General features: G+C 71.5%; 20 protein-coding genes. 12 read left to right on the top strand and 8 right to left on the bottom strand.

Translation table 11 applies throughout. The features are described from left to right. The first annotated feature begins 37 nt into the window (after positions 1–37). The 4 genes from ctaC (at position 38) to JOE61_RS03075 (ending at position 4477) form a co-directional block, all read left to right on the top strand. Positions 38–985: an aa3-type cytochrome oxidase subunit II gene (ctaC, locus tag JOE61_RS03090; RefSeq protein ID WP_302707956.1), complete on the top strand. Its 948-nt coding sequence runs from the start codon at positions 38–40 to the stop codon at positions 983–985. Continuing rightward, the gene (gene ctaD, locus JOE61_RS03085) at positions 982–2751 is read left to right on the top strand and encodes an aa3-type cytochrome oxidase subunit I (protein ID WP_439117316.1); all 1770 of its coding nucleotides are present in this window, start codon (positions 982–984) and stop codon (positions 2749–2751) included. The genes ctaC and ctaD overlap by 4 nt, the downstream gene beginning before the upstream one ends. Then, on the top strand, positions 2751–3167 hold the full coding sequence (locus JOE61_RS03080) for a cytochrome c oxidase subunit 4 (RefSeq protein WP_193670441.1): 417 nt from the start codon (positions 2751–2753) through the stop codon (positions 3165–3167). The genes ctaD and JOE61_RS03080 overlap by 1 nt, the downstream gene beginning before the upstream one ends. Before the next feature lie 458 nt (positions 3168–3625). After that, positions 3626–4477: a L,D-transpeptidase gene (locus JOE61_RS03075; RefSeq protein ID WP_193670440.1), complete on the top strand. Its 852-nt coding sequence runs from the start codon at positions 3626–3628 to the stop codon at positions 4475–4477. Positions 4478–4544: 67 nt separating this feature from the next. Here JOE61_RS03075 and qcrB read toward each other — a convergent pair whose 3' ends face one another. Genes qcrB through ctaE form a run of 4 tightly spaced genes read right to left on the bottom strand, consistent with a single transcriptional unit; the run spans position 4545 to position 8944 of the window. Beyond that, positions 4545–6287, bottom strand: coding sequence for a cytochrome bc1 complex cytochrome b subunit (gene qcrB, locus JOE61_RS03070; protein WP_193670439.1), 1743 nt, complete (start codon positions 6285–6287; stop codon positions 4545–4547). 2 nt (positions 6288–6289) lie between these two features. Continuing rightward, complete coding sequence (gene qcrA, locus JOE61_RS03065; protein ID WP_193670438.1) at positions 6290–7405, bottom strand: cytochrome bc1 complex Rieske iron-sulfur subunit; 1116 nt, start codon at positions 7403–7405, stop codon at positions 6290–6292. Then, complete coding sequence (qcrC, locus tag JOE61_RS03060; RefSeq protein ID WP_193670437.1) at positions 7402–8268, bottom strand: cytochrome bc1 complex diheme cytochrome c subunit; 867 nt, start codon at positions 8266–8268, stop codon at positions 7402–7404. Before qcrC ends, qcrA begins: the two co-directional genes overlap by 4 nt. A 37-nt stretch (positions 8269–8305) precedes the next feature. After that, on the bottom strand, positions 8306–8944 hold the full coding sequence (gene ctaE, locus JOE61_RS03055; RefSeq protein WP_439117317.1) for an aa3-type cytochrome oxidase subunit III: 639 nt from the start codon (positions 8942–8944) through the stop codon (positions 8306–8308). A gap of 124 nt (positions 8945–9068) precedes the next feature. Here ctaE and JOE61_RS03050 point away from each other — a divergent pair, with 124 nt between their 5' ends. Genes JOE61_RS03050 through trpD form a run of 3 tightly spaced genes read left to right on the top strand, consistent with a single transcriptional unit; the run spans position 9069 to position 11453 of the window. Continuing rightward, complete coding sequence (locus JOE61_RS03050) at positions 9069–9992, top strand: cytochrome c oxidase assembly protein (protein ID WP_193670490.1); 924 nt, start codon at positions 9069–9071, stop codon at positions 9990–9992. Positions 9993–10002: 10 nt separating this feature from the next. Next, complete coding sequence (locus JOE61_RS03045) at positions 10003–10425, top strand: Rv3143 family two-component system response regulator (RefSeq protein ID WP_193670435.1); 423 nt, start codon at positions 10003–10005, stop codon at positions 10423–10425. Between the two features lie 2 nt (positions 10426–10427). Beyond that, entirely contained in the window at positions 10428–11453 is a 1026-nt protein-coding gene (trpD, locus tag JOE61_RS03040) for an anthranilate phosphoribosyltransferase (protein WP_193670434.1), read from the top strand. A gap of 270 nt (positions 11454–11723) precedes the next feature. Here trpD and JOE61_RS03035 read toward each other — a convergent pair whose 3' ends face one another. From JOE61_RS03035 to JOE61_RS03025, 3 genes are read right to left on the bottom strand one after another with little or no spacing between them, the layout of a single operon-like run. Continuing rightward, positions 11724–12368: a hypothetical protein gene (locus JOE61_RS03035; protein ID WP_204797128.1), complete on the bottom strand. Its 645-nt coding sequence runs from the start codon at positions 12366–12368 to the stop codon at positions 11724–11726. An 8-nt stretch (positions 12369–12376) separates the two neighbouring features. Continuing rightward, positions 12377–12655 (bottom strand): Lrp/AsnC family transcriptional regulator, encoded by a 279-nt coding sequence (locus JOE61_RS03030; protein WP_193670433.1) that lies wholly within the window; start codon positions 12653–12655, stop codon positions 12377–12379. An 18-nt stretch (positions 12656–12673) separates the two neighbouring features. Then, positions 12674–14464 carry a DEDD exonuclease domain-containing protein gene (locus JOE61_RS03025; protein ID WP_193670432.1) on the bottom strand — a complete coding sequence of 597 codons (1791 nt, stop codon included), beginning with the start codon at positions 14462–14464 and terminating at the stop codon, positions 12674–12676. A 103-nt stretch (positions 14465–14567) separates the two neighbouring features. On the opposite strand from JOE61_RS03025, the gene JOE61_RS22380 reads away from it, so the two are divergent. The 5 genes from JOE61_RS22380 (at position 14568) to JOE61_RS03000 (ending at position 20068) form a co-directional block, all read left to right on the top strand. Further along, positions 14568–15893, top strand: coding sequence for an NYN domain-containing protein (locus JOE61_RS22380; protein WP_193670431.1), 1326 nt, complete (start codon positions 14568–14570; stop codon positions 15891–15893). A gap of 106 nt (positions 15894–15999) precedes the next feature. Further along, positions 16000–16206, top strand: coding sequence for a hypothetical protein (locus tag JOE61_RS03015; RefSeq protein WP_193670430.1), 207 nt, complete (start codon positions 16000–16002; stop codon positions 16204–16206). Between the two features lie 303 nt (positions 16207–16509). Further along, entirely contained in the window at positions 16510–17520 is a 1011-nt protein-coding gene (locus tag JOE61_RS03010; RefSeq protein WP_307822775.1) for a C40 family peptidase, read from the top strand. 50 nt (positions 17521–17570) lie between these two features. Beyond that, a complete protein-coding gene (locus tag JOE61_RS03005; RefSeq protein WP_193670428.1) occupies positions 17571–18839 on the top strand; it encodes a hypothetical protein in 1269 nt (422 codons plus the stop codon). Beyond that, positions 18836–20068 carry a M48 family metalloprotease gene (locus JOE61_RS03000; protein ID WP_193670427.1) on the top strand — a complete coding sequence of 411 codons (1233 nt, stop codon included), beginning with the start codon at positions 18836–18838 and terminating at the stop codon, positions 20066–20068. Before JOE61_RS03005 ends, JOE61_RS03000 begins: the two co-directional genes overlap by 4 nt. Here JOE61_RS03000 and JOE61_RS02995 read toward each other — a convergent pair. Then, complete coding sequence (locus JOE61_RS02995; RefSeq protein WP_193670426.1) at positions 20034–20243, bottom strand: Flp family type IVb pilin; 210 nt, start codon at positions 20241–20243, stop codon at positions 20034–20036. The genes JOE61_RS03000 and JOE61_RS02995 overlap by 35 nt on opposite strands. Between the last annotated feature and the right edge of the window lie 120 nt (positions 20244–20363).

Raw genomic sequence — 20363 nt, 5'->3', positions numbered from 1 at the left:
ACGCCAACTTCTGATCGCTTGAGAGGAAGGCTCGTTCGTGAGTCTGCAGCTCCCCCAGATGGCACCAGGACGTCGGCGGGCCTCGGCCCGTCGTGCGGGCCTGGGCGCCACGCTCGGCCTCGGCCTCGTGCTGCTCGCCGGTTGTTCGTCGGAGTCCCGCGGTGAGTGGGAGCGCCTGGCCATGCCAGAGCCCATCACCGAGCAGGGCGAGTCGACCCTCGCGCTGTGGCAGGGCGCGTGGATCGCGGCTCTGATCACCGGTGTCGTCGTGTGGGGCCTCATCGCCTGGGTGGTGGTCGCCTACCGCCGGCGAAGCGACGACGAGGTCCCGGTCCAGACGCGCTACAACCTGCCGCTGGAGATCTTCTACACGGTCGCGCCGATCATGATGGTCGTGGTGTTCTTCGCCCAGACCATCCGGGTCCAGGACATCGTGCTCGAGGAGTCCCCAGCCCCCGACAACATCGTCGAGGTGACCGCCCAGAAGTGGTCGTGGACCTTCAACCACGGCATCGGCGCCGTCGACGTGGCAGCTGACGAGGACAACGAGGACGACGAGTTCCCCTACGAGGGCTACGCCTACCTCGCGGGCACTCTCACCGACATCCCCACGTTGGTGCTGCCGGTCGGTGAGACCACGCGTTTCAACCTGCACTCGCCCGACGTGATCCACGACTTCGGTGTACCGGCGTTCCTGATCAAGATGGACGTCATCCCGGGTCGCGTGAACTCCTTCGAGGTCACTCCCACGACCGAGGGCACCTTCAAGGGCAAGTGCTACGAGCTCTGCGGTGCCTACCACTCGCGGATGCTCTTCAACGTCGAGGTCGTCAGCGCTGAGGAGTACGACGCCTACGTGGCGGACCTGGCCGACTCCAACCTCGCCAGCACGGGCGTCCAGGCCGAGCTGCCCATCCTCGGAGGCGAGGACGCCCGCACCCAGGTGGGCCTCGCATCCACCCGATCCGGAGGAGAGGGCCAGTGAGCGCCGCCACCGCCCAGAGGCCGACCGCACCCGGCGAGCCCCGCAAGCCGCTCGGCCAGCTGGCCGTGCGGATGATGACGACGACCGATCACAAGCTGATCGGCAAGATGTACCTGATCACCTCGTTCGCGTGGTTCCTCATCGGTGGCCTGATGGCCTTGGTGATCCGCTCCGAGCTGGCTTTCCCGGGCCAGCAGGTGGTCAACGAGGAGCTCTACAACCAGCTCTTCACCATGCACGGCACGATCATGCTGCTGCTCTTCGCGACGCCGCTGTTCTTCGGCTTCGCCAACGTGATCATGCCGATCCAGATCGGCTCACCCGACGTCGCGTTCCCGCGGTTGAACATGTTCAGCTACTGGCTGTTCCTCTTCGGCGGCCTGATCGCCGCATCGGGCTTCCTGACCCCTGAGGGCGCAGCCTCCTTCGGGTGGTTCGCCTACACCCCGCTGTCCAACGCCGTCAACAGCCCCAGCGTGGGCGGTGACCTGTGGATCATGGGTCTGTGGATGGCCGGACTCGGCTCCATCCTGGGCGCGGTCAACTTCATCACCACGATCATCTGCATGCGCGCCCCCGGCATGACCATGTTCCGGATGCCGTTGTTCGTGTGGAACACCTTGATCACCAGCCTGCTGGTGCTCATCGCCTTCCCGGTGCTCGCCGGCGCGCTGCTGATGCTCGAAGCGGACCGCATCCTGGGGGCTAACGTCTTCGACACCGCCCACGGCGGCGCGATCCTGTGGCAGCACCTGTTCTGGTTCTTCGGCCACCCGGAGGTCTACATCATCGCGCTGCCGTTCTTCGGCATCGTGACCGAGATCTTCCCGGTCTTCAGCCGCAAGCCGCTGTTCGGCTACGTCGGCCTGGTGGGCGCGACCCTGGGCATCGCGATCCTCTCGGTCGCGGTCTGGGCGCACCACATGTTCGTCACAGGCGCGGTCAACCTGCCGTTCTTCTCCGGCATGACGTTCCTGATCGCGGTGCCGACCGGCGTGAAGTTCTTCAACTGGATCGGCACGATGTGGGGCGGGTCGCTGTCCTTCGACACCCCGATGCTGTGGTCGATCGGCTTCCTGACCACGTTCCTGTTCGGTGGTCTGACCGGCATCATCCTGGCCAGCCCGCCGCTCGACTTCCAGGTCTCGGACTCCTACTTCGTGGTCGCGCACTTCCACTACGTCGTCTTCGGCACCGTGGTCTTCGCGATGTTCGCGGGCTTCTACTTCTGGTGGCCCAAGTTCACGGGTCGGATGCTCGACGAGCGGCTGGGCAAGCTGCACTTCTGGATCCTGTTCATCGGCTTCCACCTGACCTTCCTGGTCCAGCACTGGCTCGGTGTCGAGGGCATGCCGCGCCGCTACGCCGACTACCTGCCCGACGACGGGTTCACCCTGCTCAACCAGATCTCCACCGTGGGTGCGTTCCTGCTGAGCCTGTCGATGCTGCCGTTCTTCTACAACGTGTGGATCTCGCGCAAGGCACCGCTGGTCGAGGTCGATGACCCGTGGGGCTGGGGTCGCTCGCTGGAGTGGGCCACCTCGTGCCCGCCGCCGCGCCACAACTTCGTGACCATCCCGCGCATCCGCTCGGAGTCGCCGGCCTTCGACCTGCACCACCCGGAGATCGCGGCCATCGAGCTCGACCAGAACGAGGCGGCGCGCGAGGGTCGCTTCGCCGACGCCCCCGACATGGCCGGGCGCGGAGAGACCGTGGGTGAGCGTCGGTCCACCGGCACTCGGTCCGACGACGGGAAGGACAGCTGATGAGGGCCGAGGCCTTGATCTTCGCGATCTGCACCGTGTTCCTGGTGCTGATCACCCCGGCGTACTGGTTCATCACCAGTGCCGGCGACACCGGTGGCGACTGGACGGGCACCTCCGCCCTGACGATGACCACGCTGCTCACCCTGATGGTCACCTTCTACCTCGGCTTCCACGCCAAGAAGATGGAGCCGCGTCCGGAGGACCGCAAGGACGCCGAGATCGCCGACGGCGCCGGAGAGCTGGGCTTCTTCCCGCCGTACTCCTGGTGGCCGCTGTGGGCCGCGCTGACCCTCGGCACGATCGTCTTCGGAGTTGCGATGACAGCATGGTGGCTGGCCATCATCGGAGCCGTCCTGGGTGCCGTGGCCACCTCCGGGCTGGTCTACGAGTACTACCGCGGTGAGCACGCGCACTGAGCGCCCTCCCGACCCACCACCACGACGACTCCGCCCTCGGGCCGCGGAGTCGTCGTGTCCTCCTCGTCGACCAACCGGCAACATGACCTCCGAGCTCCCGGTGCCTCGCGCTCGCCCCGACGACGGCGACGTACGGCAGCCTGGCCGCGCTGGCGGTTTCCCTCAGCGTCCTGGGCGCCTACGAAAGTGCCTCCGACGTTGCGGACCACCTGCACACCGGGCCGGCCACCCGTAGTGCGGACGGGCCCCAACGGGTGCCGGGCCGGCCCCGGTCGGGCTGCGCAGCAAAGTGCGCAAGCGCGCGCAGGACGTGTCGGTCGACACGCTGCTCGAGGTCGACGCCGCCGGCGGCGACCTGCTGGGGGTGCGGGTCACCTCCGCCGCCCGGGGGGACGGGCCGCCGTCAGGACGGCTCCTGGCGGGCCACCGAGCGGCTCGAGCCCGGCACGGCGTACGTCGTGCGCGCGCGGGTGCGTGGCGCCGACGGGCCGGTCGTGCGCGAGCGCCGCTTCCGCACCGCCGACCTGTCGCTGTCGCAGCAGACCTATGCCTCGGTGGCCCCGCTGGCCGGGGAGACGGTCGGGGTCGGGATGCCGGTCGTGGTGCAGTTCGACCTTCCGGTCACCGACCGGGCTGCGATGGAGCCCGAGATGGCCGTCGAGTCCACGCCGCGCCAGGCCGGCTCCTGGCACTGGCTCAGCGACACCGAGGCGCACTACCGCCCCAAGGAGTACTGGCAGGCCGGCAGCGAGGTGGTGGTCGACCTCGACATCAACGGCGTCGACGCCGGGGGAGGGATCTACGGCCAGGAGAGCCGCGAGGTCGCCTTCACCGTGGGGGAGGCCCACGTCTACCGCATCGACGCGCAGCGCCACACCATGGAGGTCTTCTCCGAGGGCCGGTTGCTGCGCACCATCCCGATCACCACCGGCAAGGCCGGGTTCACCACCCGCTCCGGCACCAAGGTGGTGATGGAGAAGTACGAGTCGAAGCGGATGGACTCCGAGACCGTCGGCATCGGCGGCGACGAGGCCTACGACATCGCCGACGTGCAGTGGGCGATGCGGCTGACCAGCTCGGGGGAGTTCATCCACGCCGCGCCCTGGTCGGTCGGCAGCCAGGGCAGCGCCAACGTCTCGCACGGCTGCACCGGTCTGAGCACCGAGCAGGCCGCCTGGCTCTACTCGATGACCCGGCGCGGCGACGTCGTGGAGTACACCGGCACCGACCGGGCGATGACCCTCGACAACGGCTTCGGCGACTGGAACCTCGGCTGGGCGGAGTACCGGGCCGGCTCCGCCCTGGGCTGAGCCACCCGGCACGACGAAGGCCCCCACCCGACGGATCGGGTGGGGGCCTTCGTGTCGTGCCGGTGCCTCAGTGGCTGCCGCGCAACGTCTCGCCCTCGACGGCGTGGTGTCCGTCGAACTGGTGGCCGTCGGCCGAGTGGCCCTCCAGGGGCGCCTGCAGCTCGTGCTCGTGCTCGGCGTGGTGGTGCGCCTCCTCGAGCTCGGCCGCGGTCGGCTTCTGCACGTTGTCGGCGTACCAGGTCTTGTTGAGCCTGGCCCGCAGGCCGCTGAGTCGACCGCCGGGACGACGTACGCCGTTCTCGTCGGTCTCCGCCTCGGGCGTCCACATCTCGTCGCGGTCGCGCGCGGTGAGGGTGTAGGCCGAGGCCGGGGCGATCGGCAGGTGCCGCTCGCTGTAGCCACCCTCGGGGGAGCGCATGATCACGCCCGTCTCGTAGCCGTGCAGCAGCTTCTCCTGGTCGTGGCGCTGCAACGAGATGCACCAGCGCTTGGTGATCATGAAGGCGATCACCGGACCCAGGAAGACCGCTACCCGCAGGAAGTAGGTGATCTGGTTGATGCTCAGGTTGAGCTTGATCGCGATGATGTCGTTGCCGCCCGCAGCCCACATCAGGCCGTAGAACGTCATCAGCGCGACCATGATGGCGGTCCGGGTCGGGGCGTTGCGCGGGCGCTCCAGCAGGTGGTGGTCGCGCTTGTCCCCGGTGATCCAGGACTCGATGAACGGCAGCATCAGCAGGATCGTGAACATCAGGCCGGGCAGCACGATGACAGGCAGGAAGACGTTCCAGGCGATCGTGTAGCCGAACAGGTGGGTCTCCCAGCCCGGCATGATGCGCAGCGCGCCGTCGGGCCAGCCCATGTACCAGTCGGGCTGCGAACCTGCCGTCACCTTGGTCGGGTCGTAGGGGCCGAGCTTCCAGACGGGGTTGATGTTGAGCAGCGCACCCATCATGGCGGTGACACCGAAGACGATGAAGAAGAAGCCACCGGCCTTGGCGGCGTACACGGGGAGCATCGGGAAGCCGACGACGTTCTCCTCGGTGCGGCCGGGACCAGGCCACTGCGTGTGCTTGTGGTAGACGAGCAGCAGCATGTGGGCCGCGATCAGCCCCAGCAGCAGGCCGGGGATCAGCAGGACGTGGATGGTGTAGAGGCGCGGGATGATCGAGTCACCCGGGAACTCGCCACCGAAGAGGAAGAACGACATGTAGGTGCCCACGACCGGGATCGACTTCATGAAGCCGTCGGCGGCGCGGATGCCGGTGCCGGAGAGCAGGTCGTCGGGCAGCGAGTAGCCGGTGAAGCCCTCGAGGGTGCCCAGCAGCAGCAGCAGCGAGCCGATGACCCAGTTGAGCTCTCGCGGCTTGCGGAACGCACCGGTGAAGTAGACGCGCAGCAGGTGGATCATCATCGAGGCGATGAAGATGTTGGCTGCCCAGTGGTGCATCTGGCGCATCAGCAGGCCGCCGCGGACGTCGAAGCTGATGTTGAGGGTCGAGGCCATCGCCTCGGACATGTGCAGCCCGCGCAGCTGGTCGTAGGAGCCCATGTAGGTCACCTCGGCCATGCTCGGCCGGTACCAGAACGTCAGGAAGACACCGGTCAGCAGCAGCACGACGAAGCTCCACAGAGCAATTTCGCCGAGCATGAAGGACCAGTGGTCGGGGAAGACCTTGCGCAGGTTCTTCTTCATGGCCGTGCCCAGGCCCAGGCGCTCGTCGGCCCAGTTGGCCACGACTCCTGCCTTGCCGGGCTTCTTGGCTGTCGCGGCCGAGCTGTTGCTCGTCGCGACCTTGCTGGTGTCCATGCTCACAGCTCTGCCTCACCCTGCTCGCCGATGTCCTTGTGGTCACGTTCCCAGTAGCTGGGCCCCACCGGCTCGGTGAAGTCGCTCTGCGCGACCAGGAAGCCCTCGGCATCGACCGCCAGCGGGAGCTGGGGAAGATGCCGTCCGGCGGGACCGAAGACGACACGCCCGGAGTCGGCGAGGTCGAAGGTGGACTGGTGGCAGGGGCACAGCAGGTGGTGCGTGGTGCGCTCGTAGAGCGAGATCGGGCACCCGACGTGGGTGCAGATCTTGGAGTAGCAGACGATCCCGTCGACCGACCAGTTGTCGCGCCCCTCGCCGGGGATCACGTCGTCGGGGTCCATCCGGACCACGACGACCGCGGCCTTCGACTTCGCCACGTACAGCTCGACGCCCTCGATCTCGGGGTAGCCGTTCTCCTCGGTCGGGAAGATGGCCTCGGGCTCGGCGTTGACCAGGTCGCCGACCTCGAGGTCGGCGGCGCGGATCGGGGTGCCGATGACATCGCGCACAACACGCATGTCGGGCTTCCAGATGGTGTTCTCGAGGCCCGCGTCGGGGCCGCTGGCTGCTGCCTGGCTGGGTGTGGGGCCCAGGTCGCGGAACAGCACCACGGCCGGCGCGAGCAGCAGGGTGATCGAGGCGATCAGCGAGTTGCGCACCAGCGGGCGACGCGCGATGCCGGACTCCTCGAGCCCGGCGTCGAGGGCGGCCAGCGTCGCGGCGCGGTCCTCGTCGGAGGAACGGGCCGGGTGGCGCATCTCGACCATCTCGTGGTCGGCCATCAGCTTGCGGGCCCACTGGATGATCCCGACGCCGATGAGCAGCAGGGCCATGCCCAGCGTGGTGCCCAGGGCGATGTTCGAGGCGCCGAGGCCCAGCACCGTCTCCCAGCTGTCGCCGACGTCGAAGGAGAAGTAGGCCACCACGAAGAGGACCGCGAAGACCGAGGCGAGACCGAACATCGTCGCGACCTGGCGCTCGGCTCGTCGTGCCGCGTCGTCGTCGACGTCGGTGGGTCGCCAGGTGTGCTCGGGGAGGCCCGGGTTGGCGATCGGCTCCTCGGTCGTCGCGGGCAGGTGCTTGCCGGCCTGCTCGCCGTGCTGGATGTCCGTCACGAAGTCACCTTCTTCTTCGATCGGGTGGTGTGCGCAGCGATCCAGATCGCGAAGGCGACCAGACCGCCGATACCGACCAGCCACGCGAAGACGCCGTCGGTCACGGGGCCGAGGCCGCCCATGCCGAAGCCGCCGTACCCGGGCTGCTCCTCGAGCGACTTCAGGTAGGCGATGACGTCGCGCTTCTCCTCGGGTGCGAGGTTGCCGTTGCTGAAGCTGGGCATGTTCTGCGGGCCGGTCAGCAGGGCCTCGTAGATGTACTTGGACTCCACGCCGTCGAGAGCCGGGGCATAGCCGCCGCGCGGCATGGCGCCACCCGATCCCTCGAAGTTGTGGCAGGCGGTGCAGTTGGTCAGGAAGATCTGGCCACCACGGACGACCGCCGCCTCCTTGGCGTCGTCGTCGAGACCCTCGATCGAGTAGTCGGACTCGTCGGGGATGGCGGGGCCGGGGCCCAGCGAGGCGACGTACGCCGCGAGCTGGGCGGTCTCCTCCTCCGAGTAGGTGACCGGCTTGCGGGGAGCCTGGGCGCCGGGCTGGGCCATCGGCATCCGGCCGGTGCCGACCTGGAAGTCGACCGCCGCGGCGCCGACGCCGACGAGCGAGGGGCCGAGGTTGTTGCCGTCGAGCGTGCTGACGCCCTCGCCGTTGAGGCCGTGGCAGCTCGAGCAGCCCACGAGGAACAGCTCGCGGCCCTTCTCGACCTCGATGGCCAGGGTGTCGGAGTCCTGCGCCTGGGCGGGGGCCAGCGCGGTGTAGAGACCACCGGCGGTCACCAGGCCGACCAGCAGCAGGACGAGTCCGGCCAACGGGCCGCGACGGTGACGGGAGAGGCGACCGGCGGAGCGGTTCACGAAGCGCACTGGGGGTCCTTGGGTTCGGGGTGCAGCGACTCAGGAGTTACTTGACAAGGTAGATCGTGGCGAAAAGCCCGATCCAGACGACGTCGACGAAGTGCCAGTAGTACGAGACGACGATGGCGCTGACGGCCTGCTCGTGGGTGAACTTGCGGGCCAGGTAGGTGCGCCCCAGCACGAGGAGGAAGGCGATGAGGCCGCCCGCCACGTGGATGCCGTGGAAGCCGGTCGTCAGGTAGAACATCGAGCCGTAGGCCGAGTCCTGCATCGTGACGCCCTCCTGCACGAGGTTGGCGTACTCGACGGCCTGGCCGGCCACGAAGACCGAGCCCATCAGGTAGGTCAGGATGAACCACTCCCGCAGGCCCCACAGCTTGAACTGCAGCAGCGAGCCGGTGCGCCCCGCCTGGCCGCGCTCGGCGGCGAAGACGCCGAGCTGGCAGGTCAGCGAGGACAGCACCAGGATCGTGGTGTTGGCCAGTGCGAAGGGCACGTCGAGGAGCTGGGTGTTCTGCTCCCACAGGTCCGGACTGACCGAGCGGATCGTGAAGTACGCCGCGAAGAGCGCCGCGAAGAACATCAGCTCGCTCGAGAGCCAGATGATGGTCCCGACACTGACCATGCTGGGTCGGTCGTGGTGCCCGTGCAGACGGGATGCTGGGAGGGTTGCCGCTGTCGCCACACGAGCATTATGTCCTGCGATCTGAACGAGGTCACCCCGACCCCCGGTTAGTGCCGGGTCATAAAGTTCACAACGTGCCGTTCCCCGCTCCAGTCCCCTCGCAGGAGGTCTCGTCGTGCTCGCGATGACCATCGGCGCCGGCCTGCCCGCCTTCTCCCTGGGAGAGGTCCTGGGGCAGTGGTCGCTGGCCCCGGTGCCCACGATCGGGACCGTCTGGGTGGTGGGTCTCTACCTGCTGGGCGTGCGGCGGCTGCGGGCCCGCGGGGACCACTGGCCGGTGGGGCGCACCGTCGCCTTCGTGGGCGGGGGGATGGGCTCGTTCTACTTCGCGACGGCCTCGGGGCTGGCGGCGTACGACACGACGCTGCTGAGCGTGCACATGGTCCAGCACATGATCCTGTCGATGCTGGTGCCGCTCGCGCTGGCGCTGGGCGCCCCGGTGACCCTCGCGCTGCGCACGCTGCCGCGGCGCCCGCGCGGTTGGCTGCTGGCGCTGCTGCACTCACGCCTGGCCAAGGTGCTCTCCTTCGCGCCGCTGGCGTTCCTGCTCTACATCGTCTCGCCGTGGGCGCTCTACTTCACCGACTGGTACCGCGCCTCGCTGGAGTCGGTCTTCGTGCACGAGATGATGCACGTGCACCTCGTGGCGGTGGGCGCGCTGTTCTTCTGGCCGCTGGTGGGCATCGACCCGCTGCCAGGTCGCCACGGCTACCCCTTCCGGATGCTGCTCACGGTGCTCACGCTGCCCTTCCACGCGTTCCTGGGCGTCACGATCATGGGCCAGTCCACGCTGCTGGCCGGCGACTACTACCCGCGCCTGCGCGAGGGGCCGATGGGCTCGTGGCTGCCCGACCCCTACGACGACCAGCAGTTGGCCGGCGGCATCCTGTGGGGCTCGGGCGACCTGATCGCCCTGACCTTCTTCGCGGTGCTCTTCACCCAGTGGGTGCGCTCCTCGATGGCCGAGGCCAAGCGCGAGGACCGGCGCCTGGACAGGCTGGAGGCGCGCGAGCAGGCCGCGGCGTCCGCCCGCACCGGCGACGGGTAGCATCGCCGGCGTGAGCGACACCACTGCCTCCCGCACGCCGTTGAAGGTGCTCGTCTACAGCGACGACGTCAACACCCGCAAGCAGGTCATCCTGGCGCTGGGCCGACGCCCGCACCCGGACCTGCCCGAGCTGAAGTACGTCGAGGTCGCCACCGAGCCGGTCGTCATCCAGAACATGGACGCCGGCCACATCTCGCTCGCGATCCTCGACGGCGAGGCCGTGCCCGCCGGCGGCATGGGCATCGCCAAGCAGCTCAAGGACGAGATCCACCAGTGCCCGCCGGTGGTCGTCCTCACCGGCCGCCCCCAGGACGCCTGGCTGGCCACCTGGTCGCGCGCGGAGGCGGCCGTGCCGCACCCGATCGACCCCCTCCAGCTGGCCGAGGCCGTGGTCGCGCTGCTGCGCGCCCGCGTGCCCGCCACCACCGCCTGAGCGTGGGCGCCTGGCCCGAGGTCCTCGGCGCGCTCGTCGCGGGGGAGGACCTGAGCGCGGCCCAGACGGGCTGGGCGATGGGCGAGATCCTGGCGGGTCAGGCCACCGAGGCCCAGATCGCCGGCTTCGCCGTCGCGCTGCGCGCCAAGGGCGAGAGCATCGAGGAGGTGCTCGGGCTGGTCGAGGCGATGTACGACGTCGCCACCCCGCTGAGCGTCCCGGGCCGCACCCTCGACGTCGTCGGCACCGGCGGTGACCGGTCGATGTCGGTGAACATCTCGACGATGGCCGCGATCGTCGCCGCCGGCGCGGGCGCCCGCGTGGTCAAGCACGGCAACCGCTCGGCCTCCTCGACCTCGGGCACCGCCGACGTGCTCGAGGTGCTCGGGGTGCGTCTCGACCTGCCGGCCGCCCGGGTGGCCGAGGTCGCCGAGGAGGCCGGCATCACGTTCTGCTTCGCCTCGGCCTTCCACCCCGCGCTGCGCCACGCGGCCGTGCCGCGTCGCGAGCTCGGCATCGGCACCACCTTCAACCTGCTGGGCCCGCTCGCCAACCCCTCGCGCCCGGCCGCGCAGGCCATCGGCTGCGCCTACGCCGGCAAGCCGCCGCTGATGGCCGGCGTCTTCGCCCGCCGCGGCGTCGACGCCTGGGTCTTCCGTGGCGACGACGGCCTCGACGAGCTCACCACGACCACGACCTCGTCGCTGTGGGTGGTCCACGACGGCGAGGTCCGCACCGAGACGGTCGACCCGGCCGCCCTCGGCCTGGCGCCCGCGACCACCGCCGACCTGCGCGGCGGCGACGCGGCCCACAACGCCGACGTCGTACGACGGGTGCTGGCGGGGGAGCGCGGACCCGTGCGCGAGGCGGTGCTGCTCAACGCCGGCGCCGCCCTGGCCGTGCACGACGAGCCCGCCGCCGACCCGCTGCCGGCCCTGGCCGCCGGCATCGAGCGCGCCACCCGCGCCGTCGACTCCGGTGCCGCCGCCGCGACCCTGCAGGGCTGGGTCGAGGCCTCCGCAGGCTGAGCCGACCCGGCCTGAACTTCCCCCCGACCCGGCCTGAACTTCCCCCCGACCCGGCCTGAACCTCCCCCCGACCCGGCCTGACCTTCCCCCCGACCCGGCCCATACTTCCCCCCGACCCGGCCTGAACTTCCCCCGACCCGGCCTGACCTTCCCCCGACCCGGCCCATGCTTCGTGGGTGCCGGGACGGGCCGACTCGGTGAGAGATCCAGGCCGGGTCAGCGCGAAGTTCGGGCCGGGTGGGCGGGAGATCTGGGCCGGGTCGGCACCGGTCAGGCGGGGGCGAGGTCGAGCACGTAGGAGTCGGCCTCGCGGTGGAAGCCCAGGTGGTCGTAGTAGGCGCCGACCATGCCCGGGGCGGTGACCACGCGGCGGAACCCGAGCTCGCGCAGCGTGTCGCTGCGCCGCCACACGAACTCGCCCGGGGTGAAGTCGCGGAAGCGCGGGGTGACGTAGTCGAGGCGCACCTGGGCGACGTCGCCCAGGTCTCCCTCGCGGCGCACCACGACGACCCCGACGGTCTCGTCGCCGCGCTGGACCAGGAAGGCGTGGTCGCCGTCGGGGTCGGGCCGGCCGTCGAAGTCGGGCTGGAAACGGGCGATGTCGCTGCGGTGGGTGCGCAGCACGTGGTGCAGGTAGACGTCGTCGGCGCGGACCTCGAGGACCTCGAAGACGTGGTCGTCGTGGCGGTGGCCGAGCAGCTTGACCAGGAACCAGACGTTGATGGCGCTGGTGACCGCGTTGAGGCCGACCATCGGCCAGACCTCGATGATTGCGTTGAAGACCAGGAGCGCGACCCCGGCGGCGAGGTTGAGCACCCGGAAGCGCAGCACCCGCTGCTGCATCAGCGAGAAGACCAGCAGGGCGCTGCCGCCCCAGCCGAGCACGTCGAGCCAGTAGTCGGCCAGGAGGTCCACGAGCGGCCTCAGTCGAGCCCGAGGGAGAAGGCGCTCTCGAGGTCGTGGCGGGAGTAGGCGCGGAACGCGATGTGGGTCTCGGTCGACGTCACGCCGGGGACCTTGTTGAGGGTGTCGGCCACGACGCTGGCGACCTCGTCGTGGTCACGGACCCGGACCAGGGCGATCAGGTCGATCTGTCCGGTGACGGAGTAGACCTCGGAGACCCCCTCGAGGGCGGCGATCTGCTCGGCCACCTCGGGGATGCGGGCGACGTCGGCCTTGACGAAGACGATGGCGGTGATCACGCAGGTCACCGTAGCGCCTCAGCGCGCGGGACGGTGGGCGGTGGCGAGCGGGCGGCGCTCGTCGTCGGGCACCAGCCGGCGCCGCGACTCCGCGACCGCGTCGTGCACCGCGAGGTGGCGGGTCGCCCCGGCCACCGGGCAGGCCCACTCGCCCGTGACCTCGACCAGGCGCACCTGGTCGAGCTCGAGCCAGCGCAGGATCTTCTCGGTCTCCTCGGCGCTGGCTGCCGGCACCGGGCCGGGGGCGTCGCGCACGGTCTCGGCCGCGGCGCGCAGCTGGTCGACGTAGGCGTGGGCGTCGGCCCCGGCCGGGATGACTCCGGCGGCGGCGAGCCGGCCGTGGCGCACCACGTGCACCGCCCAGCGGCCGTCGTCCTCGCGGCGGGCGGCGACCACCTCGGGGCAGCCGGTCAGCGCGCTGAGCCGCTGGGTGCGGGCCGCGGCGCGCACGAAGGAGGCGAGCCGGTCGCGGTGGGAGCCGGCCTCCTCGAAGCGCTCGTCGGCGGCCAGCAGGCTCATGCGGTGGTTGATGGTCTCCACGACGTCGTCGGGACGGTGCAGCAGCGCGTCGCGCAGCTGGCGCACGAGGGCGGCGTACGACAGCTCGTCGACGCTGCCGTCGCAGGGCGCCAGGCACTTGCCCATCTCGGCGAGCACGCAGGCGCTGCGCGAGGGTCGGCGTGCCAGCCGGTCGGTGCACTGGCGCACCGGGAACGTCTCGTGCAGCGCCGACAGGCAGCTCTCGGCGGCGCGCTTGGAGGAGAACGGGCCGAGGTAGTCGGCGTCGTCCTCGAGGACCCGGGTGACCAGCGAGAGCCGCGGCCACGGCTCGCGGGTGAGCTTGAGGAAGTGCATCTTCTCGGGGAAGCGGGAGCGCCGGTTGTAGCGCGGCTTGTGCTCGGCGATCAGGCGCAGCTCGCGCACCTGCGCCTCGAGAGGGGTCGCGCACTCGACGTGGTCGACACGGTCGGCCAGCCGCACCATCTCGCCCATGCGCGAGCGGGTCTCGGAGGCAGTGAAGTAGGAGCGGACACGGGTGCGCAGGTCGCGGGAGGTGCCGACGTAGAGCACCCGCTCGTGGTCGTCGCGGAAAAGGTAGACGCCCGGCGCGTGCGGCAGCTGCTCGGCGAGGTGGCGCTTCTTGCGCTGGGCGGCGCTGACGCGCGCGGAGAAGGTCTGCAGCTCCTCGAGGGTCTGCACACCGACGCTGCCCAGGCGGGCGAAGAGCCCGTGCAGCACGTCGACGGTGGCGCGGGCGTCGGCGAGCGCGCGGTGGTTGGGCGTGGTCTCGGCGCCGAAGAGACGGGCCAGGGAGGAGAGCTTGCAGTTGGGGGCGTCGTCGCGGGTGATGACCCGGCGCGCGACCTTGGCGGTGTCGACCACCTCGAAGCGCGGCCAGGGGCGTTGCTGCTCGGCGGCGAAGTGCTGCAGGAAGCCGACGTCGAAGGGCGCGTTGTGGGCCACCAGCACGCAGCCGGCGGCGAACTCGAGGAAGGCGGGCAGTGCGGACTCGATGCCGGGGGAGTCGGCGACCATCGTGTTGGTGATGCCGGTGAGCACCGAGATGAACGGCGGGATGGCGGTGTGCGGGTTGACCAGGGTCTGGAACTCCCCGAGCACCTCGCCGCCGCGCACCTTGACCGCGCCGATCTCGGTGATCATCGCCCCGTGCGCCGCCGAGCCGCCGGTCGTCTCGAGGTCGACCACGCAGAAGGTGAGGTCGCGCAGCGGACGGCCCAGCTCGTCGAAGCTCAGCTGCGCCTCCCGCGGCGGGGTGCTGGTGACGGTCTGCGCACGGGCCCTGCTCATGGTGGCGACGCTAGGCGCCGGCACCGACAGTGCGCGGTAGGCGCGCGCCCTAGGGTGGGCACAGGTGCGGTCGAGGACCGGTGTCGAGCAGTGAGGAGGCGGGGTGGCGGAGCACGAGCACGCTGCCGGCGCCGACGGCGATGCCGAGGTCGCGCTGGAGGACCTGCCGGTCGCGGTGCGCACGCGGGTCGTCGCCGTGGTCGCCTCGGTGCTGCCGGAGGTCACCGGGCTGCCGCCCGCGCTGCGGCGGGTGGCCGGCTTCGCGCCGGCCCGCCGGGCGCGCCTGGGAGGTACGGCGATCGCGGCCGCCCTGGCCGACCCCGACCTGCGCGAGCGGGCCGCCCACCAGGTCGCCACGGCCCGTGCCACGGAGGTCGCGGCGCTGCGCGAGGGCGGGGCGGGCGACGCGCTGGAGGACGCGGCGCTCGGGTGGCTGCTGCGCCCCCGCGGCTGGACCCGGCGCCTCGACGACGCGGTCAGCACGGTGGCGGCACGCGAGGAGAGCGCCGAGCGCTCCCGCGAGGCGCGGCTGACCGAGCGGGCCGAGCAGGCCGAGCAGGCGGTGCGCGAGGCGCGCGCGAGCCACCGCGCCCAGCTGGACGAGCAGAAGTCGGAGAACGCGACGCTGCGTCGCCGGCTCGGCGAGACGCGGGCCGCCGAGCGTGCGGTGCGCGAGGAGCTGGAGCAGGCGCGCGCCGAGGTCGAGGGCGCCCAGGCGCGGGAGCAGGCGGCGCTGGCGGCACAGGAGAAGGAGCTGCGGCGGCTGCGGGCCCGGGTCGAGACGCTCGAGGCGCAGGCCCAGGCCCAGAGCCAGGCGCAGCGCCGCGCGGACCGCACCGAGCGCGACGACGCCACCGCCCGCGCCCGGGTGCTGCTCGAGACGCTCGTCGACGCCGCCGCTGGGCTGCGCCGTGAGCTCGGCCTTCCGGCGGGCTCGACGGCGCCGGGGGAGTCGGTGGAGCAGCGGCTGGAGGACGACGCCGCCCGGGACGGCGCCCGTGCGGTGAGCGCACCGATCACGGCCTCGGTGCTCGAGCAGCACCTGGCGCTGCCGCAGGCCCGGCTGGTCGTCGACGGCTACAACGTCACCAAGACCGTGTGGTCGTCGACCTCGCTGGAGACCCAGCGCTCCCGGCTGCTGGCCCTGCTGGCGCCGCTGGTCGCGCGCACGCGCGCGGAGACGACCGTGGTCTTCGACGCCGCCGAGGTCGACGTGCGCCCCGGCGTCACCGCGCCGCGCGGCGTCAAGGTGCTCTTCAGCCCGTACGGCGTCATCGCCGACCGGGTCATCGAGGACCTCGTCGCCGCCGAGCCCGAGGGCCGCGTGGTGGTCGTCGTCACCGACGACCAGGAGCTGCGGGCCCGGACGCGTGCGCGGGGCGTGCGGCACGTGTCGTCGCGGGTGCTGCTGGACCTGCTGGCGCGCTGAGCGCACCCGCGGACAGCCCGCCGGCAGCCCGTCGCGACACGCCGGGACACGCCGTCGGTGTGTCGCCGCGGCGCCGTTGTCGGTGGCCCCTGCCAGCCTCACCTGCATGACGACGAGAATCGACTGCGACACCTGTGTGGTCCGGGGACTGGCCTGCCACGACTGCGTGGTCTCCGTGCTGCTGGGGCCGCCGCCCGAGCTGACCATCGACGACGACGAGAGGGCGGCGCTCGACGCGCTGGCCGCGGGCGGGCTGGTGCCTCCGCTGCGGCTGGTCGAGCCGGTCAGCGGCCCCGAGGCCGAGTCGGCCTGACCGGGCGAGACCCGGCCGCCGGTCCAGGCAACCTGTGGTGCATGTGACCTGTGTGACACGGGTGGCTCCTGGGGCTGCGACGTCCGCAAATTCGATGGCGACGCGCGGCGGATGATTGGTCTCGGCGCCAGCCAGCGACTAACGTCCGTGGCTGGTGTCCGTGGGAGTGGATCGTCCTGGTCCGCGCGGACACCGCGTCGAGTCCGGAGCGCACGCGCTCGGGAGCCGGGGAACCATCGGTCGTGGGGTCGCACCCTCCTGCTCACCCGGCAGACGTCGATAGCTGAGGGAGACCGCCCACTCGTGCTTCACGGTCACAAGCGCCTGACCACGGCCTTCGCCGGAGCCCTGCTCGTGGGAGCAGTGGCCCTCGTGCCCACCAGCCCGGCCCAGGCCGAGCCCGACATCGACGACGTGCAGGCCCGCGTCGACAAGCTCTACCACGAGGCCGAGCAGGCCTCGGAGCGTCACAACGACGCCCGCATCGAGCTGGAGGAGCTGCAGCGCGAGCTCGACGCCGTGCGCGCCGACCAGCAGCGCCAGGACGAGCAGATGAGCTCGGTCCGCGAGCAGGTGCGCGACTCGATCGTGCGCACCTACCAGGGCCAGAGCCTCTCCGCCGTCGGCCAGGTCGTCGTCGCCGACGACCCCAGCGCCTTCCTCGCTCAGATGTCGACCCTCAGCGCCTACGACGGCCTGCAGGACCAGCTCTTCGACACCTACTCCCTCGAGGTCGAGGCGCTCGACATCCGGCGCCAGGCCACCGCGGCCCAGGCCGCCGAGCTCGCCGACGTCGAGGAGGAGCTCGCAGAGGAGCAGGCGACCATCGACGAGAAGGTCGAGGAGGCCGAGGCACTGCTCTCGCGCCTCAAGACCGAGGAGCGCGAGGCCCTCGAGGCACGTGAGGCGGTCGTCTCGCGCGACGCCCAGCGCACCGAGACCGCCCCGGTGGCGGCGCCCGCCTCGGGTCGTGCGGCTGCCGCGGTGCAGTACGCCCTGGCCCAGGTCGGCAAGAGCTACGTGTGGGGCGCGGCCGGCCCGAGCGGCTTCGACTGCTCCGGCCTGACGATGATGGCCTGGCGCCAGGCCGGCGTCTCGCTGCCGCACTCGTCGAGCGCCCAGTACGGCGGCGGCACCAAGGTCTCGACCTCGGCGCTGCAGCCGGGCGACCTGGTCTACTACTACAGCCCGATCAGCCACGTCGGCATCTACATCGGCAACGGCCAGATCGTCGACGCCGCGAACCCGAGCACCGGTGTCCGGATCACCAGCGTCGACTCGATGCCCCTCGTCGGGGCCACCCGACCCGGCTGATCACGCTGGCCAGCACCGCACGTCGAGAGGCCGGTCGCCCACGCTCGTGGGTGGCCGGCCTCTCGCTGTCCCTGCTGCTGGTGGTGCTCGGGCTCGTCGTCTGGCGCGCCCTCGACGACCCGTACGTCGCCACGCCGGGCGCCGAGCCCGGGGCGGCACCGACCGCGCGGCCCGGGCAGGCGGCCGCCGCCCTGGCCGACCTCGAGGCCGCGATCTCGAGCGGCGACGCGGAGGCGGCCGCGGCGCTGGCCCCCGACGACGACCCCGCGGCCGGGCGCCGGCTCCGTGATGTCGTCGAGAACGCTGCGGACCTTGGGCTCGAGGGCGTGACACTGCGCTACGTCGACCAGGAGGGCGGGACCGACCCGCAGGGAGCCTGGCGCGCCGTGGTCGACGTGACCTGGCAGGTCGCGGGCTTCGACCCCGCCCCGGCGCGCAGCGAGGTCGTCTTCGCCCTGCGCAACGTCACCGGCGGAAGCGACGGGACCAACGGGACCGAGGGCAGCAGCGAGCGGGTGGCCGTGACGGCGGCCGGGGTCGCCGGCGGCCGGGCGCCGCTCTGGCTCACCGACGACCTGCGGGTGCGGCGTACGGACTCGCGGGTGGTGGCGGTGGCCGGCTCGGCCCGCGACCTGGCCCGCTACGACCGCCTCGCCAAGCGGGCCGTCCCCGTGGTGCGCAGGGTGCTGCCCGGCATCGGGCGCGGGCTGGTGGTCGAGGTGCCGCGCACCGCCGCCGGCCTCGACGCCGCGCTGGGCGTCGACGAGGGCACCTACGCCGAGGTCGCGGCCGTGACGACCAGCCCGGACGGCGAGGTCGTCGACGGCGGTCCGCTGCACGTGCTGGTCAACCCCGCCGAGATGGATCGGCTCGAGCCGGTCGGCGCGCAGGTCGTGATGAGCCACGAGGCCGTGCACGCGCTCACCGAGGCGCCCACCAGCCGCGCCCCGTTGTGGCTGGTGGAGGGCTTCGCCGACTACGTGGCGCTGCGCGACGTCGACCTGCCCGACACCACCCTGGCCGCGCAGGTGGTCGACCAGGTGCGCGAGAGCGGGGTGCCCGAGGCCCTGCCGGGCCCCACCGACCTCGGGGTGGGCGCGCCGTACCTGGGCGCGGCGTACGAGGCCGCCTGGCTGGCCACGCGCGAGCTGGCTCGCGCGGGCGGCCAGGACGTCCTGGTCGAGCTCTACCGGTCGGCCGGCGCGGGCGAGGACTTCGCCGCCGCGCTGCGCGAGGTGGCGGGCATCAGCCAGGCCGAGCTGACGCGACGCTGGCGCGACGAGCTGCGCTCGCTGGCCGACGAGGCGGGAGCGGCATGACGCACACCCGCACCGCCTGGGCGGTGCTGCTCCTCGCGGGGGCGGCCTTCGCGCTGCTGGCGTGGTGGCTGGTGCCGTGGGATCCGGTGCCGGGCGGGCGCCCCGAGCCGGTGGACCCGGAGGACTACTTCACGCCTGAGCACATCGCCCGCGCCGAGTCGTTCTCCACCTGGGTGCGGACCTGGAGCCTGGGCTCGCTGGGCGTCTCGCTGCTGGTGGCGTGCGTGGTCGGCTTCACCTCGCTGGGTCGCCGCCTCGTGGCCCGGCTGCCTGGGCCGTGGTGGGCGCAGGTGGTGCTCGTGGTCGCGGTCCTCGAGGTCCTGGGGCGCACGATCACGCTGCCCTTCGCCGTGCTGGTGCGCCGGCGGGTGCTGGAGGAGGGCCTCTCGACCCAGTCGTGGCTCGGCTTCGCCCGCGACCTGGCGGTGCGCGAGGGCCTGGCCGTCGTGGTGACCTCGGTGGGCCTGCTCGCGCTGATGCTCTGCGCCCGGCGCTTCCCGCGGCGCTGGCCCGCGGTGGCCGGGGGAGTGCTCGGCCTGCTGGTGCTGCTCGGGTCGTTCGTCTACCCGCTGTTGGTCGAGCCGCTCTTCAACGACTTCGAGCCGCTCGAGGCCGGGGCGCTGCGCACCGGCGTGCTCGAGCTGGCCGACGCCGAGGGGGTCGGTGTCGACGAGGTGCTGGTGGCCGACGCGTCGCGGCGTACGACGACGCTGAACGCCTACGTCTCCGGTTTCGGCGGGACTCGCCGGGTGGTCCTCTACGACACCCTGGTGCGCGACCTGCCGCAGGACCAGGCGCTCTCGGTGGTCGCCCACGAGCTGGCGCACGCCAAGCACGACGACGTGCTCGTCGGCTCGCTGCTCGGCGCGGTCGGTGTGGCCGCCGCCGTGGGGCTGGCCGGGGTGCTGCTGCGCCGTCACGACGTACGCCGCGCGGGCACGGTGCCGCTGGTGCTGGCGCTGCTGGCCGTGGGCACGGTGCTCGCCGCGCCCCTCCAGAACGGGATCAGCCGGACTGTGGAGACGCGTGCCGACGTCGAAGCCCTCCGGGCCACGGGGGACCCGGAGGGCTTCGTCGAGCTGCAACGTCAGCTGGCGGTGCGGTCGCTAGCGGAGCCGGTGCCTGGGACGCTCTACTGCGTGTGGTTCAGAAGTCACCCATCGACGGTGGCCCGGCTTGCGCTGGCGTTGCCGACTACTCGGGGGCAGGTGTCACGCCGTTTTCAGTGAGCTCGTCGGAGGTCCCTGAGAATGCAGCGTCCAGCTGGTCGCCGAGCAGGAACACGGCCGTGATTACGACGGCGGCGATGCCGGCGACAAGCAGTCCGTACTCCACCGCGGAGGCGCCGCGCTCGTCCATCTTGGCCTTCTGGCCGGCGATCATGGTCATCAGAAACTGCAGCATGGTGGTCTCCCTCAAGACACGGTCCCGGACAGGGGTGGGACCTGATGCATCTCAGCATGCTGGCGCAGCGCCCCGCCGCGGATCGGGAGAAGGTTTGCCGTCGTGGTAGCCCGTTCGGAC

Origin of the sequence: Nocardioides salarius (genome assembly GCF_016907435.1) — a bacterium.
Lineage (GTDB): Bacteria > Actinomycetota > Actinomycetes > Propionibacteriales > Nocardioidaceae > Nocardioides > Nocardioides salarius.
This window is presented reverse-complemented; position numbering and strand designations above follow the sequence as displayed.

What these genes read in the sequence shown, in the direction of transcription:
- JOE61_RS03080 (WP_193670441.1), top strand. Translation starts at nt 2,751, where the DNA reads ATGAGGGCCGAGGCCTTGATCTTCGCGATCTGCACCGTGTTCCTGGTG.
- qcrB (WP_193670439.1), bottom strand. Translation starts at nt 6,287, where the DNA reads ATGGACACCAGCAAGGTCGCGACGAGCAACAGCTCGGCCGCGACAGCC.
- JOE61_RS03050 (WP_193670490.1), top strand. Translation starts at nt 9,069, where the DNA reads ATGACCATCGGCGCCGGCCTGCCCGCCTTCTCCCTGGGAGAGGTCCTG.
- JOE61_RS03025 (WP_193670432.1), bottom strand. Translation starts at nt 14,464, where the DNA reads ATGAGCAGGGCCCGTGCGCAGACCGTCACCAGCACCCCGCCGCGGGAG.
- JOE61_RS03015 (WP_193670430.1), top strand. Translation starts at nt 16,000, where the DNA reads ATGACGACGAGAATCGACTGCGACACCTGTGTGGTCCGGGGACTGGCC.
- JOE61_RS03000 (WP_193670427.1), top strand. Translation starts at nt 18,836, where the DNA reads ATGACGCACACCCGCACCGCCTGGGCGGTGCTGCTCCTCGCGGGGGCG.
- JOE61_RS02995 (WP_193670426.1), bottom strand. Translation starts at nt 20,243, where the DNA reads ATGCTGCAGTTTCTGATGACCATGATCGCCGGCCAGAAGGCCAAGATG.